We start from the raw sequence: 15,345 nt of genomic DNA on the forward strand, positions 1-15,345 counted from the left end.
GCATCGATTCGGCATGGTAACTCAGGGGGCAAAACCTTGTGGGCGGGAGCAAGCTCGCTCCCACAGGATTTTTTGTGGCGGGATCAGGCGCCGATCACCCCGCCATCCTCGCGGACAATCGCCATCACCGAGGAGCGCGGTTTGCCGTTCGGCAAGTGCTCGGGGAAGGTCGAGCCGCCGGTTTCACCCGGGTGCTGGATACCGACGAACAGGGTCTTCTGGTCCGGCGCGAAGGCGATACCGGTTACTTCACACGCCACCGGACCGACCATGAAGCGACGGATCTCGCCAGTCGCCGGGTCGGCGCACAGCATCTGGTTGTTGCCCATGCCGGCGAAATCTCCGGCGTTGCTGTAGTCGCCATCCGTGAGGATCCACAGCCGGCCATCCGCATCGAAACCCAGGCCGTCAGGGCTGTTGAACATGTTCTGCGCGGTGACGTTGGTCGAGCCGCCCTTGGCCGCACCCGGATGCACCTCGGGGTTGCCGGCGACCACGAACAGGTCCCAGTCGAATGTCATCGAGGCGTGGTCGTCAGTCGTTTCGCGCCAGCGCAGGATCTGCCCGTAGACGTTCTTCTCGCGCGGGTTGGGCCCGCCCACCGGCTGGCCTTCTTCGCCACGTTTGACGTTGTTGGTCAGGGTGCAATAGACCTGGCCGTCCTTTGGGCTGACCACGATCCACTCGGGACGGTCCATGCGCGTGGCCTTGAGCAGGCTGGCGGCCAGGCGTGCATGAATCAGCACCTGCGCCTGGCTGGCAAAGCCGGCGGCGGCGTTGAGGCCGTTCTTGCCGTGGCTCAGTTCCAGCCACTGGCCCTTGCCTTTCGGATGTCCGGGATTGCCGTCGCCTTCATCGAAGCGCGCCACGTAGAGGGTGCCGTGGTCTAGCAGGTTGCGGTTGGCGGTGGGGTTCTTGTGGTCGATGCGGTCGCGGCTGATGAACTTGTAGATGAACTCGCCCCGCTCGTCGTCGCCCATGTACACCACCGCGCGGCCATCGCGGGTTTCGCCGAGGGCGGCGTTTTCGTGCTTGAAGCGGCCCAGGGCAGTGCGCTTGATCGGCGTGGACTTCGGATCGAACGGGTCGATCTCCACCACCCAGCCGTGGCGGTTCAGTTCGTTGGGGTTCTTCGCCAGGTCGAAGCGCGGGTCGTGCTGATGCCAGCCGACTTCCTTGCCGGTCACCGAGGCGCCGTAGCGTTTTTGCGCGGCGTCGAACGCCTGCTGTGGATCGCTGCTGCCGAAGCAATCGGTGAAGTTTTCTTCGCAGGTCAGGTAGGTGCCCCACGGCGTCTTGCCGTTGGCGCAGTTCTGGAAGGTGCCGAGCACCTTGGTCGCGCTGTTGTCGGCGGCGGTGCGCAGCCAGGCATCACCGGCGGCCGGGCCGCTCAGGCGGATTGGTGTGTTGCCGTGGATGCGACGGTTGTAGGGCGAGTCCTGGACGAACTGCCACTGGCCGTCCTTGCGCCGCACTTCGATCACCGAGACGCCTTCGGCAGCCTGGGCCTTGTGCACGTCTTCGGCGTTGGCGGGCTGGCCACCGTGGTCGAACAGGTAGCGGTAGTTGGTGTATTCGTTGTTGATCGCCATCAGCGCCCGGTTTTCGTCGCCGGGGAAGGGGAACAGGCTCATGCCGTCGTTGTTGTCGCCGAACTGGATTTCCTGCGCTTTGGCCGTGCCCTTGCCGGACGGGTCGAAGGCCGGCGCAGCGGCATTCAGCGGCTGGCCCCAACTGATCAGCACCGAAGCCTTGTAGCCGGGCGGCAGGCTGATGCCATCGGCGCTGGACGCAGGAATGCCGGCGAAGCCGAGCAGGTTGCTGCTGGCGGCGCTGACGCTGTCGGCCAGCACGCTGCGGCTGAGGAGGTTGCCACCGAGAAACAATGCTGCACCACACAAGGCACCGGCGCCGATAAAGCGGCGACGGCTGAGACCGACCAGTTGCTCGAGGTCGGTCAGTTGATTTTCTTCTAATAGGTTCATGACAGGCTTCCTGCGGTTTAGGCAGTCACCTTAATCAGCCGTTATGACAGTTATATGGCGAATTTTAGACGGGTGTTCCGAGAAGAACGTAGGTCGGAAGGAAGCGAACCTGTACGACGTTTCCGACGCCAAGGTCGTGGGTCCGCAGCCATTCCGGCTCGGCGAACGCGCAGAGAATCTGCCCGCTGCTCAGGGTCAGGCGCAGCTCGCTGGGGCCCTGTGGATCCTCGAGCAATTCTTCGATTTCCGCGTTCAGGCTGTTGCTGCCTGCGGGCACCGGTTCGTCGAGGGTGGCCAGTTCCAGCCAGCCGGCCTTGATCAGCGCGACCACCGCGGTGCCAATCTCCAGTTCCAGGCGATGGGTGCTGTCATGGGTGATCTGCGCTTCGATGCGCAGGCCTCCGGCGAGGGTCAGTTCGATGGTGTCGTTGCGCCCTTGCGGATGGATCGCGCTGACCCGGCCATGCAACTGATTGCGCGCGCTGGTGCGCAGCATCAGGCGACCGAGCAGGTCGAGGTCGCTGGTGTCTTCGGCTTCTTCGAGGATCTGCGCTTGCAGGATCTGCAGGCGTTGGTACAGGCGCAGTACCCGGCGTCCTTCATCCGACAGGCGGGCGCCGCCGCCGCCGCGACCACCGGTGCTGCGTTCCACCAACGGGCGGGCGGCGAGGTTGGTCAGTTCGTCGATGGCGTCCCACGCGGCCCTGTAGCTCATGCCGGCGGCTTTTGCGGCACGGGTGATCGAGCCTTGCTCGTCAATGTGCTGCAACAGGCCGATACGTTGCGGACGGCGGACGATGTGCTGGGTCAGGGGCGCGGGCAAGGGCATAGGATGGGTACGAAAGATGACGATGATCGGCAGGAAAGTGCCCGCCTGTCTGCTTCAAGTCAAGCGTCGCCGGGTCGCGGGGTGCGCGCCAGGCAGTAGACATCGACCCGTTTCGCCCCGGCATCGCGCAGCAGGCGCGCCAATGCCTGGGCTGTGGCACCGGTGGTCAGGACGTCATCGACCAGCGCCAGGTGGCGGCCCTGGATGCCCTCCGCGGTCGCGAGGGCGAATGCGCCGTTGAGGTTGCGCTTGCGTGCGCGGGCGTTCAGGTCCTGTTGCGCCGGGGTGTCCCGCAAGCGGTCCAGCAGTTGTGAATTGCAGGGAATCTTCAGTTGCCCGCTGATCCATTCGGCGAGCATCTGCGCCTGGTTGTAGCCGCGTTGGCGCAGGCGCCGGGTTGCCATGGGCACCGGCAACAGCAGGTCTGGTCGCGGTAGGCCTTCGTCGAAGCGATGACCGAGCCAGTTGCCGAGCATTTGCGCCAGCAGCCGGCCCAACGGCCATTGGCGCTGGTGCTTGAAGCGGGTGATCAGCGCATCCACGGGAAAGCCGTAATGCCAGGGCGCTTCGACCTGCCGGAACGCCGGACGCCGCCGCGCGCACTGGCCGCAGAGCAGGCCGCGCATCGGCAGCGGCAGGGCGCAGATCCGGCAATGTTCATCGAGCCAGGGCAGCTCGCTTTCACAGGGCACGCAAATCGGGTGCGGCTGCTCGGACGCTTCATCGCACAATAAGCAGGCCTGGTTGTTATTTGTACAGATGTAAACCGGTGGTTCTTGGTGTGGTTGACAGTGCATGTGGCTTCCTTAACTATGCGGGCTATCCGTGATGCGCTGGCGGGGCATTCCTGTTCCGGCGCCAGTACAAGCCTAAACAAGGAAACGCCCATGAGCGCCAGCGCAACTGCAACGCTTCGTCACGACTGGTCCCTGGCCGAAGTCAAAGCCCTGTTCCAACAGCCGTTCAATGACCTGCTGTTCCAGGCGCAGATCGTGCACCGGGCGCATTTCGACCCCAATCGCGTACAGGTCTCGACCCTGCTGTCGATCAAGACCGGCGCCTGCCCGGAAGATTGCAAATATTGTCCGCAGTCCGGTCACTACAACACCGGGCTGGAAAAACAGAAGCTGATGGAAGTGCAGAAGGTGCTGGAAGAGGCCGCCCGGGCCAAGGCCATCGGCTCCACCCGTTTCTGCATGGGTGCGGCGTGGAAGCACCCATCGGCGAAGGACATGCCCTACGTCCTGCAGATGGTCAAAGGGGTCAAGGCCCTGGGCCTGGAAACCTGCATGACCCTGGGCAAGCTCGACCAGGAGCAGACCGTCGCCCTGGCCGATGCCGGCCTGGATTACTACAACCACAACCTTGATACCTCGCCGGAGTTCTACGGCAGCATCATCACCACCCGCACCTACAGCGAGCGCCTGCAGACGCTGGCCTATGTGCGTGACGCCGGGATGAAAATCTGCTCGGGCGGAATCCTCGGTATGGGCGAGTCGCTGGACGACCGCGCCGGCCTGCTGATCCAGCTGGCCAACCTGCCGGAGCACCCGGAGTCGGTGCCGATCAACATGCTGGTGAAAGTCGCCGGCACGCCGCTGGAAAACGCCGAGGAGGTCGATCCGTTCGATTTCATCCGCATGCTGGCGGTCGCCCGTATTCTTATGCCGCAGTCCCATGTCCGGCTGTCCGCCGGGCGCGAAGCGATGAACGAGCAGATGCAGGCGCTGGCGTTCATGGCCGGGGCCAACTCGATCTTCTACGGCGAGAAACTGCTGACCACCGCCAACCCGCAGGCCGACAAGGACATGCAGCTTTTCGCACGCCTGGGCATCAAGCCCGAAGCCCGCGAAGAGCACGCCGACGAAGTGCATCAGGCCGCCATCGAGCAGGCATTGATCGAGCAGAAGAGCAGCGAGCTGTTCTACAACGCCGCGTCGGTCTGAGGCTGCCATGAGCTTCGATCTCCGTGCGCGCCTCGAACAGCGGCGCGCCGCTGACCTGTACCGTCAGCGCCCGCTGCTGCAAAGCCCGCAGGGGCCGCAGGTGGTGGTGGACGGCCAGCCGCTGCTGGCCTTCTGCAGCAATGACTACCTCGGCCTGGCCAACCACCCCGACGTGATCGCCGCCTGGCGTGCCGGCGCCGAGCGCTGGGGCGTGGGCGGCGGCGCGTCGCACCTGGTGGTCGGCCACAGCACGCCGCACCACGAACTGGAAGAAGCCCTGGCCGAGTTCACCGGGCGCCCGCGGGCGCTGCTGTTCACCACCGGTTACATGGCCAACCTCGGCGCCATTACCGCGCTGGTGGGGCAGGGCGATACCGTTCTGCAAGACCGCCTCAACCATGCCTCGCTGCTGGATGCAGGGTTGCTCAGTGGTGCGCGCTTCAACCGCTATTTGCACAACGACGGCGACAGCCTCGACAACCGCCTCGATAAAGCCGAAGGCAATACCCTGGTGGTCACCGATGGCGTGTTCAGCATGGACGGCGATATCGCCGACCTGCCGGAACTGGTCAACCGCAGCCGCGAAAAAGGCGCCTGGCTGATGGTGGACGACGCCCACGGCTTCGGCACCCTGGGCCGTCGCGGCGGCGGCGTGGCCGAGCACTTTGGCTTGAGCCTGGAAGAGCTGCCGGTGCTGGTCGGCACCCTGGGCAAGGCGTTCGGTACGGCGGGTGCGTTTGTGGCCGGCAGCGAAGAACTGATCGAATGCCTGATCCAGTTCGCCCGTCCGTACATCTACACCACCAGCCAGCCCCCGGCGCTGGCCTGCGCCACGCTGAAAAGCCTCAGCCTGCTGCGCGACGAGTACTGGCGGCGCGAGCATCTGGCGGCGCTGATCGCCCAGTTCCGCGGCGGTGCCGAAGCGATCGGCCTGCAACTGATGGACAGCTTCACGCCGATCCAGCCGATCCTGATCGGCGATGCGGGACGCGCCCTCGCGCTGTCGCGGATGCTGCGCGAGCGTGGGCTGATGGTGACGGCGATTCGGCCGCCCACCGTGCCTGCCGGCAGCGCCCGCCTGCGCGTGACCCTGACCGCCGCGCACAGCCCGGCGCAGGTGCAGCTATTGTTGAATGCATTGGCCGAGTGCTATCCGCTGTTGGAGCCTGTCGATGCGTAACCATCTGATTCTGCTGTCGGGCTGGGGCCTGGGCAGTGCCGCGCTGGAGCCGCTGGCGGCCAGCCTTCGGGCGCAGGACGCCGGCCTTCGGGTCGAGCTGGCGGCGTTGCCGGAACGGGTCACTGACGACCCGAACGTCTGGCTCGACGAGCTGGACCGGCGCTTGCCCAAGGACACCTGGCTCGGCGGTTGGTCGCTGGGCGGGATGCTTGCCGCCGAGTTGGCCGCGCGCCGCGGTGACCGTTGCTGCGGGCTGCTGACCCTGGCCAGCAACCTCAGCTTCGTCGCCCGTCCCGACTGGCCGGATGGTATGGCAGCGGACACTTTCGAGGCGTTTGTCGATGGTTGTCGGGGCCACACCTCCGTCACCCTCAAACGCTTCAAGTCGCTGTGCAGCAAGGGCGCGCAGGAACAGAAAAGCATCTTGCGCCAACTGGAAGTCGGCGTACCGGACACCGATCCCGTGCTGCTGGTGAATGGCCTGGAAATCCTCGGCCAACTGGACACCCGCGCGGCCCTGCAAGCTTATGGCGGGCCACAACTTCACCTGTTCGCCGGCGCCGATGAACTGGTGCCGGCCAAGGCCGCCCGGGCCCTCAGCGACTTGCTCCCGGATGTGGAAGTGGGGCTGGTGGAAGACGCCTCCCACGCCTTCATCCTCGAATACCCGCAAGACCTGGCCGCGGCCATCAAGACCTTCCTGCATGAGAGCGGCGATGACTGATCTATCCCTGCCGGGTTTGCCCGGCGCCTTGCCCGACAAGCGCCAGGTGGCCGCATCGTTTTCCCGGGCCGCCGCCAGCTACGACAGCGTCGCCGAATTGCAGCGCGCGGTGGGCGGTCACTTGCAAGGGCTGCTGCCGAAGGATCTGCAGCCGCAGTGCTGGGTTGACCTGGGCAGCGGCACCGGTCATTTCAGCCGTCAGTTGCAGGTGCGTTATCCACAGGGGCTGGGCGTCGCCGTCGATATCGCCGAAGGCATGCTGCGCCATGCCCGTGAGGCGGGCGGCGCGCATTTTCATGTGGCCGGTGACGCCGAGCGGCTGCCGCTGCGGGATGGTTGCGCGGGCCTGATGTTCTCCAGCCTGGCAGTGCAGTGGTGCGCGGACTTTCGCGCGGTGCTGAGCGAGGCGCGGCGCGTGTTGCAGCCGGGCGGCGTGCTGGCGTTTTCCAGTCTGTGCGTCGGCACCTTGCATGAGTTGCGGGCAAGCTGGGAGGCGGTGGATGGGCTGGTGCATGTCAACCGCTTCCGCCGGCTCGAGGACTATCAGCGCCTGTGCGGTGAAAGCGGCCTTGAGGTGCTTGGGCTGCATGCACAACCGCATGTCTTGCACTACCCTGATGTGCGCAGTCTGACCCATGAATTGAAAGCGCTCGGCGCGCACAATCTCAACCCCGGTCGACCCACCGGGCTGACCGGACGGGCGCGGATGCAGGGACTGTTGCAGGCTTACGAGCAGTTCCGCCAGCCGCAAGGCCTGCCGGCCACCTATCAGGTGGTGTACGGGGTTTTGCACAAGCCGCTGACAGAAGGGGAGTGACATGGCCGCGGCCTATTTCATCGCCGGAACCGATACAGATGTCGGCAAGACCACCGTCGCCGCCGGCCTCTTGCACGCGGCGCAACTGGCCGGCCTCAGCACCCTCGGCGCCAAGCCGGTGGCCTCTGGCTGCGAAGTGACGCCCAAGGGCCTGCGCAACGCCGACGCCTTGGCACTGATCGCGCAGAGTTCGATCAAGTTGCCCTACGAACAGATCAACCCCTTTGCCTTCGAGCCGGCCATCGCGCCGCACCTTGCCGCCCGCGAAGCCGATATCGAACTCAGCGTGCAGGGCCTGCTCGAGCCGATGCGCGAGATTCTCGCCCAGCAGGCGGATTTCACCCTGATCGAAGGCGCAGGCGGCTGGCGCGTGCCGCTGTCGCACCACGCCAATCTGTCCGACCTGGCGGTCGCGCTGAATCTGCCGGTGATTCTGGTGGTCGGCGTGCGGCTGGGCTGCATCAATCACGCGCTGCTCAGCGCCGAGGCGATTGCCCGCGATGGCCTGCAACTGGCGGGCTGGGTGGCCAATATCATCGATTCGCGCACCTCGCGGCTGGAAGAGAACCTCGCCAGCCTTGCCGAGCGGCTGCCCGCGCCCTGTCTGGGACGGATACCTCGGCTCAAGCCGGCGAGCGCGGAAGCGGTGGCGGAGCATCTGCAGATCGACCTGCTGGACTGATGAGATCGGCCGGTCGCTAGCGGTTCTCTATTGCAGGGCAGGGTGCCATTAGTGTTTTTGACGGGCCTTTTGCGCCGACGTCTGCTTCAATAGCCATTGTATTGCCACTCTCGCCTTCAAGCTTTTTGGAGTATTTGAAATGGAAATCTCGGGCAGTTCCGCATTTTATGCCGGCCTGGGCGCCATTCAGGCCGGTCAGCACCGCGTCGATCAGGCTGCCAGCCAGATCGCCAACACGACCGTCGAGCGTGCCGTCACCAGCCAGTCCAGCGACTACCAGGCCGAGCGCCTGCGTTCGGTCGATCGCAGCCAGCAATTGGACCTGGCCACCAACACCGTTGAGCAGGCCTTGGGCAAGCAGCAGGTCGAACTCGGTGTCAAAGTGGCCAAAGCGTCGGACGAAATGCTCGGCACGCTGATCGATACCTACGCCTGAGGCCCGCCGCTTCAGGCTTCATCTTTCCCCGATACCCTTTATTCATCAGCGCCTTGGCAATTGTGCCGGGCGTTCGGCTGCGTGTTTTCTACACTTTCTTGTAGGGTTTGATGCAAACGGAGGATGACAAAAGCGCCACCGGCAGGGTGCTTGACAAGCTTTCGGCGTAAACGTATGTTTCAAACAACTGTTTGACCGAAAGCCGCCAAGAGCTGGTCGGTGTGTCGCGGTCTCTCCCACCCCATCCAGGATTCATCAGCAGAGGTTCATCGCTATGCCTGAATACAAAGCCCCCTTGCGTGATATTCGTTTCGTCCGTGATGAACTGCTCGGCTATGAAGCGCACTATCAGAGCCTGCCGGGTTGCCAGGACGCCACGCCTGACATGGTGGATGCCATCCTCGAGGAAGGCGCCAAGTTCTGTGAACAGGTATTGGCCCCGCTGAACCGCGTTGGTGACCTGGAAGGCTGTACCTGGAGCGAGTCGGGCGTGAAAACCCCTACTGGTTTCAAAGAAGCCTACAAGCAGTTCGTTGAAGGCGGCTGGCCGAGCCTGGCGCATGACGTCGATCATGGCGGCCAGGGCCTGCCGGAGTCGCTGGGCCTGGCAGTCAGCGAAATGGTTGGCGAGTCGAACTGGTCGTGGGGCATGTACCCTGGCCTGTCCCACGGCGCGATGAACACCATCTCCGAGCACGGCACCCCCGAGCAGCAAGAGGCTTACCTGACCAAGCTGGTGTCCGGCGAATGGACCGGCACCATGTGCCTGACCGAGCCACACTGCGGCACCGACCTGGGCATGCTGCGCACCAAGGCCGAACCTCAAGCCGACGGTTCCTACAAAGTCACCGGCACCAAGATCTTCATTTCCGCTGGTGAACACGACATGGCCGACAACATCGTCCATATCGTCCTGGCCCGCCTGCCCGATGCACCGGCCGGCACCAAAGGCATTTCCCTGTTTATCGTGCCGAAGTTCCTGCCGACTGCCGAAGGCACCATCGGCGAGCGCAACGCTGTTTCCTGCGGTTCCCTCGAACACAAGATGGGCATCCACGGCAACGCCACCTGCGTGATGAACTTCGACGCTGCTACCGGCTACCTGATTGGCCCAGCCAACAAGGGCCTGAACTGCATGTTCACCTTCATGAACACCGCTCGTCTGGGGACCGCGCTGCAAGGCCTGGCCCACGCCGAAGTGGCCTTCCAGGGTGGCTTGAAATACGCCCGCGACCGCCTGCAAATGCGTTCGCTGACCGGCCCGAAAGCGCCGGAAAAGGCGGCTGACCCGATCATCGTCCACCCGGACGTGCGCCGCATGCTGCTGACCATGAAGGCCTTCGCCGAAGGCAACCGCGCCATGGGGTACTTCACCGCCAAGCAAGTGGACATCGTCAAGTACAGCCAGGACGAAGAAGAGAAGAAGAAAGCCGACGCACTGCTGGCCTTCATGACGCCGATCGCCAAGGCCTTCATGCCCGAAGTCGGCTTCGAAGCCGCCAACCACGGCGTGCAGATCTACGGTGGCCACGGCTTCATCGCCGAGTGGGGCATGGAGCAGAACGTTCGCGACAGCCGTATTTCGATGCTGTACGAAGGCACCACCGGCATCCAGGCCCTGGACCTGCTGGGCCGTAAAGTGCTGATGACCCAGGGCGAAGCGCTGAAGGGCTTCACCCGGATCGTTCACAAGTTCTGCCAGTCCCAGGAAGGCAACGAAGCCACCAAGGAATTCGTCGAGCCACTGGCCGCGCTGAACAAAGAGTGGGGCGAACTGACCATGAAGGTCGGCATGGCCGCCATGAAGGACCGCGAAGAAGTCGGCGCCGCTTCGGTGGACTACCTGATGTACTCCGGCTACGCCTGCCTGGCTTACTTCTGGGCTGACATCGCCCGTCTGGCTGCCGAGAAACTGGCTGCCGGCACCAGCGAAGAAGCCTTCTACACCGCCAAGCTGCAGACCGCGCGCTTCTACTTCCAGCGCATCCTGCCGCGTACTCGCACTCACGTTGCCACCATGCTGTCCGGTGCGAACAACCTGATGGCGATGGACGAAGCGAACTTCGGCCTGTCTTACTGATTGCTCTGCTGTACCGAAAAACGCCTGCCCTAACCGGCAGGCGTTTTTTTTTGTCTGCTGAAATCCTGTCGCCGGCAATGAGGTTGGTTTGATCCAACAGATGAGGTTCAAGCTTCAGGCTATTGCTGTCGTTAAAGAAATTGACGTCAAAAATTTATCTATTCATGTGCATTGCCGATACAGTAGAGGCACAATGACATTATCGATCTGCTGGATCGGAGAGTTCTCTTGTTCCGTTTTTCCGCTGTAAAAGTCAGTCACTTCCTTCCCGGCGCCTGCTTGCTGCTGTCCGGGCTCGCGGCCGCCTATGTGCGGGACTTGTCGGTGTTCTTCACGTCGCTGTTCAACGTGCTGCCGACCCTGGTGCTGCTGCTCGGCGGCGCCTACTGCGCGGTGTATCGGCGTCAGCGCGAGCTGTTCCTGATGATCACCGTGTACATCGCCTACTACCTGCTCGACACCCAGACTGATTTCTATCGTGACAACGGCCGGGTCCGCGAGGATGCGGCGGTGGTGTTCCACCTTGTCTGCCTGCTGTTGCCGATCCTGTTCGCGCTGTTCGGCGCCTGGCAGGAACGCACCCATCTGTTCCAGGACATGGTGGCGCGCTTCGCCGTGCTGCTGGCGGTGGGCAGCGTGGCGCTGGGCCTGGAGCAGAGTTACCCACAGGCATTGCTGGGCTGGTTGGCGGAGATTCGCTGGCCGGCGCTGCACGGCAAGTGGATGAGCCTGATCCAGTTGTCCTACCCGGTGTTTTTCCTCGCCTTCGTCGTGTTGGTGGTGCAGTACCTGCGCGAGCCGCGGCCCCTGCACGCGGCGCAGATCATTGGCCTGATCGGCATTTTCTGGATGTTGCCGCAGACGTTCATCCTGCCGTTCACCCTGAACATCATGTGCAGCCAGGTGATGCTGATGATCGCCGCCGCGGTGTCCCACGAGGCTTACCAGATGGCCTTCCGCGATGAACTCACCGGCCTGCCCGGTCGTCGCGCGCTGAACGAACGCATGCAGCGCCTGGGCCGCAACTATGTGCTGGCGATGACCGACGTCGACCACTTCAAGAAATTCAACGACACCCATGGCCATGATGTCGGTGACCAGGTGCTGCGCCTGGTGGCGAGCAAGCTGTCCAAGGTGACCGGTGGCGGCCGTGCCTATCGCTACGGCGGTGAGGAATTCGCCCTGGTGTTTGCCGGCAAGACCATAGAGGAATGCATGCCGCACCTGGAAGCGGTGCGCGAGATGATCGCCAACTACGCCATCCAGTTGCGCAACCAGGACAACCGCCCGCAGGACGACCAGCAAGGCCGTCAGCGCCGCGGCACAGCGGGCGCCACCAGCGTTTCGGTGACCGTCAGTATCGGCGCCTGCGAGCGCCAGCCCGAACATCGTGGCCCGGACGAAGTGCTCAAGGCTGCGGACCAGGCGCTCTACAGCGCCAAAGGCGCGGGACGCAACTGTGTGATGGCCCATGGGCAAAAAGATCGGCGTGGAGCGATGCGCGTGGCGTGACCGTAACTGACTATTCGGTCTCTTGATGACCCTATGTGTCGCAAAAGTTGTTGGGTTAGACTTTGGACCTTGGTTCTTAGTACCGGTCCTACAATGGGATCACCCACGACTCACGGTTTGAGAGGTTGCCATGGCTGACTATAAAGCGCCGCTGCGCGATATGCGCTTCGTCCTCAATGAGGTCTTCGAAGTCTCGAAGTTGTGGGCCGATCTGCCCGCGCTGGCCGAGACGGTGGACGAAGACACCGCCATGGCGGTGCTGGAAGAAGCCGGCAAGGTCACCGGCAAGAGCATCGCGCCACTGAGCCGCGCCGCCGACGAAGAAGGCTGCCACTGGGACAACGGTGCGGTCCGCACCCCGGCCGGTTTCATCGAGGCCTACCGCACCTACGCCGAGGGCGGTTGGGTCGGTGTTGGCGGTGACCCGGTGTACGGCGGCATGGGCATGCCCAAGGTGGTCTCGGCCCAGGTCGAGGAAATGGTCAACTCCTCCAGCCTGTCCTTCGGCCTGTACCCGATGCTGACCGCCGGCGCCTGCCTGTCGATCAACGCTCACGCCAGCGACGAGCTGAAGGAAAAGTACCTGCCGAACATGTACGCCGGCGTCTGGGCCGGGTCCATGTGCCTGACCGAGCCGCATGCCGGCACCGACCTCGGCATCATCCGCACCCGCGCCGAGCCGCAGGCTGACGGCAGCTACAAGGTCAGCGGGACCAAGATCTTCATCACCGGCGGCGAACACGACCTTACCGAGAACATCATCCACCTGGTGCTGGCCAAGCTGCCGGACGCACCGGCGGGGCCGAAGGGCATCTCGCTGTTCCTGGTGCCGAAATTCCTGGTCAATGCCGATGGCAGCCTGGGTGCACGTAACCCGGCCACCTGCGGTTCGATCGAACACAAGATGGGCATCCAGGCTTCGGCCACCTGCGTGATGAACTTCGATGAAGCGGTCGGCTATCTGGTCGGCGAGCCGAACAAGGGCCTGGCGGCCATGTTCACCATGATGAACTACGAGCGCCTGGGCGTTGGTATCCAGGGGCTGGCCTCGGCCGAGCGCTCGTACCAGAACGCCGTCGAGTACGCCCGTGACCGTTTGCAGAGTCGCGCGCCAACTGGCCCGCAAGCCAAGGACAAGGTTGCCGACCCGATCATCGTCCACCCGGACGTGCGCCGCATGCTGCTGACCATGAAGGCCCTGAACGAAGGCGGCCGGGCGTTTTCCACCTACGTTGCCATGCAACTGGACACAGCCAAGTTCAGCGTCGACGCCAGCACCCGCAAGCGCGCCGAGGACCTGGTTGCGCTGCTGACTCCGGTGGCCAAGGCCTTCCTCACCGACCTCGGCCTGGAAACTGCCGTACACGGCCAGCAAGTGTTCGGCGGCCACGGCTACATCCGCGAATGGGGCCAGGAGCAACTGGTGCGTGATGTGCGCATCACCCAGATCTACGAAGGCACCAACGGCATTCAGGCGCTGGACCTGGTGGGCCGTAAGATCGTCGGCAGCGGCGGCGCGTTCTACGCGCTGCTCGCCGACGAGATTCGCCATTTCACCGCCACGGCGGGCAGCGAGCTGGCCGAGTTCACCGCGCCGCTCAACGCCGCCTTGAATGACCTCGACGAACTGACCGCCTGGGTGCTCGATCGCGCCAAGGGCAACCCCAACGAGATCGGCGCCGCGTCGGTGGAATACCTGCACGCCTTTGGCTACACCGCCTACGCCTACATGTGGGCCTTGATGGCGCGCACCGCGCTGGCCAAGCAGGGCGACGACACCTTCTACGCCAGCAAGCTGGGCACCGCACGCTTCTACTTCGCCCGTCTGCTGCCGCGTCTTCAGTCGCTGTGCGCCTCGGTCAAAGCGGGTAGCGACTCGCTGTACCTGCTCGACGCCGAGCAGTTCTGACGTAAATGCGCCATGTAAGCATTTACTTACATGGCGTGGTGGTCTTTGGCGTCTTCCGGAATATTGGATCCACAGTTAATCTTTCTCACATGGACGTCGCGCAGGACGCGCAATGAACAACCAGGGATGAACGAAGGATTCTCACCAGGATGGTGGGGCGAAAGGGAAGTCAAAAGGGAAACAGTCTGCAAAACCCCGCTTCGGCGGGGTTTTCTTTTGCCTGCGTTTTTATCCCAGTACATCCAGCGGCGACACGCCCATCGGCCGTGGGGCGATCTCTTCCTCTAGCAGCGTGTGCAGCAACTCCACCGACGCCTGCTGACGCTGAGCATCACGGAACACCAGCCCGACCTTCAGCGGCACCCGTGGCTCGCTCAACGGCTTCCAGAGCAGTTCCGGATCTTCCGACCCCTCCTGCGCCCGCCCCGGCAACACCGTCGCCAGCGAAGTGTGCGCCAGGCTGTCGAGTATCCCGCCCATATTGTTCATTTCCGCTTGCACCTGCGGGCGCCGGCCCAGGTTGGCCAGTTGGCCTTGCCAGATCTGCCGCACCTGGAATTCCTCACCGAGGAGGATCATCGGCAGTTCGGCGGCCTGTTTCAGCGAGACCTTCTTGAACTCGCGCAGCGGGTGCGTGTGCGGAATCACGACTTGTAACTCGTCCTCGTACAGCAGCAGCCCGTGCAGCCCCGCCTGGCGCGGCGGCAGGTAGCTGATGCCGATGTCCAGCGTGCCGTTGAGCAGACGCCGCTCGATCTCCATCCCCGACAGTTCGTAGATCTGCACCACCAGGTGCGGCTGGGCCTTGCGCACCCGGTCGAGCAGCTGCGGCACCAGGCTCGGCCGCACGGTTTGCAGCACGCCGATGGCCAGGGTACGCAGGGCCTGGCCCTTGAAGTTGCGCAGTGCTTCGCGGGCCCGCTGCAGGCCGTCGAGCAGGGGCACGGCGTGGTTGTAAAGGGTGTGCGCGGCCAGGGTCGGCAGCAGGCGCTTGTTGCCGCGCTCGAACAGGCTGACATCGAGGCTGTGCTCGAGCTGACGGATCTGTTGCGACAGCGCGGGCTGCGACAGCGACAGGCGCTCGGCGGCGCGGCCGACATGGCCTTCTTCATACACCGCGACGAAATAACGCAGTTGGCGAAAATCCATAACTTCTACTTATCGAAAAAGCTCGAAAAACGAAATGGCCGCGACGGCCCGAGACGCCTAGTCTATGCCCGTATTCACAAGGTTTACAGGGCCAGA

13 protein-coding genes are annotated in these 15,345 nt (G+C 63.8%); 9 read left to right on the top strand and 4 right to left on the bottom strand.

The window, feature by feature from the left end; translation table 11 throughout:
• Positions 1–83: 83 nt before the first annotated feature.
• The 3 genes from HWV67_RS26580 to HWV67_RS26590 form a co-directional block, all read right to left on the bottom strand.
• Complete coding sequence (locus HWV67_RS26580; protein WP_175653427.1) at positions 84–1,985, bottom strand: PhoX family protein; 1,902 nt, start codon at positions 1,983–1,985, stop codon at positions 84–86.
• A 64-nt stretch (positions 1,986–2,049) separates the two neighbouring features.
• A complete protein-coding gene (locus HWV67_RS26585) occupies positions 2,050–2,814 on the bottom strand; it encodes a TOBE domain-containing protein (protein ID WP_175653428.1) in 765 nt (254 codons plus the stop codon).
• A gap of 59 nt (positions 2,815–2,873) precedes the next feature.
• Positions 2,874–3,611 (bottom strand): ComF family protein, encoded by a 738-nt coding sequence (locus HWV67_RS26590; protein ID WP_175653429.1) that lies wholly within the window; start codon positions 3,609–3,611, stop codon positions 2,874–2,876.
• 90 nt (positions 3,612–3,701) lie between these two features.
• Here HWV67_RS26590 and bioB point away from each other — a divergent pair, with 90 nt between their 5' ends.
• The 9 genes from bioB (at position 3,702) to HWV67_RS26635 (ending at position 14,100) form a co-directional block, all read left to right on the top strand.
• The gene (gene bioB / locus HWV67_RS26595; RefSeq protein WP_175653430.1) at positions 3,702–4,760 is read left to right on the top strand and encodes a biotin synthase BioB; all 1,059 of its coding nucleotides are present in this window, start codon (positions 3,702–3,704) and stop codon (positions 4,758–4,760) included.
• A gap of 7 nt (positions 4,761–4,767) precedes the next feature.
• On the top strand, positions 4,768–5,940 hold the full coding sequence (gene bioF, locus HWV67_RS26600; protein ID WP_175653431.1) for an 8-amino-7-oxononanoate synthase: 1,173 nt from the start codon (positions 4,768–4,770) through the stop codon (positions 5,938–5,940).
• Entirely contained in the window at positions 5,933–6,664 is a 732-nt protein-coding gene (locus tag HWV67_RS26605; RefSeq protein ID WP_175653432.1) for an alpha/beta fold hydrolase, read from the top strand. Before bioF ends, HWV67_RS26605 begins: the two co-directional genes overlap by 8 nt.
• Positions 6,657–7,481, top strand: a complete 825-nt coding sequence (gene bioC / locus HWV67_RS26610; RefSeq protein ID WP_175653433.1) for a malonyl-ACP O-methyltransferase BioC — start codon at positions 6,657–6,659, stop codon at positions 7,479–7,481. The genes HWV67_RS26605 and bioC overlap by 8 nt, the downstream gene beginning before the upstream one ends.
• A gap of 1 nt (position 7,482) precedes the next feature.
• A complete protein-coding gene (bioD, locus tag HWV67_RS26615) occupies positions 7,483–8,163 on the top strand; it encodes a dethiobiotin synthase (RefSeq protein ID WP_175653434.1) in 681 nt (226 codons plus the stop codon).
• A gap of 139 nt (positions 8,164–8,302) precedes the next feature.
• Positions 8,303–8,599: a pyrroloquinoline quinone biosynthesis protein PqqE gene (locus HWV67_RS26620; RefSeq protein WP_110971507.1), complete on the top strand. Its 297-nt coding sequence runs from the start codon at positions 8,303–8,305 to the stop codon at positions 8,597–8,599.
• A gap of 274 nt (positions 8,600–8,873) precedes the next feature.
• Entirely contained in the window at positions 8,874–10,679 is a 1,806-nt protein-coding gene (locus HWV67_RS26625) for a phenylacyl-CoA dehydrogenase (RefSeq protein WP_175653435.1), read from the top strand.
• 228 nt (positions 10,680–10,907) lie between these two features.
• A complete protein-coding gene (locus HWV67_RS26630; protein ID WP_175653436.1) occupies positions 10,908–12,191 on the top strand; it encodes a GGDEF domain-containing protein in 1,284 nt (427 codons plus the stop codon).
• A gap of 130 nt (positions 12,192–12,321) precedes the next feature.
• Entirely contained in the window at positions 12,322–14,100 is a 1,779-nt protein-coding gene (locus HWV67_RS26635; RefSeq protein WP_175653437.1) for an acyl-CoA dehydrogenase C-terminal domain-containing protein, read from the top strand.
• Positions 14,101–14,328: 228 nt separating this feature from the next.
• Here HWV67_RS26635 and HWV67_RS26640 read toward each other — a convergent pair whose 3' ends face one another.
• Positions 14,329–15,249, bottom strand: coding sequence for a LysR family transcriptional regulator (locus HWV67_RS26640; protein WP_110971511.1), 921 nt, complete (start codon positions 15,247–15,249; stop codon positions 14,329–14,331).
• Between the last annotated feature and the right edge of the window lie 96 nt (positions 15,250–15,345).

The sequence above is a fragment of the Pseudomonas sp. Marseille-P9899 genome (assembly GCF_903166565.1).
GTDB classification, from domain to species: Bacteria; Pseudomonadota; Gammaproteobacteria; order Pseudomonadales; family Pseudomonadaceae; genus Aquipseudomonas; species Aquipseudomonas huaxiensis.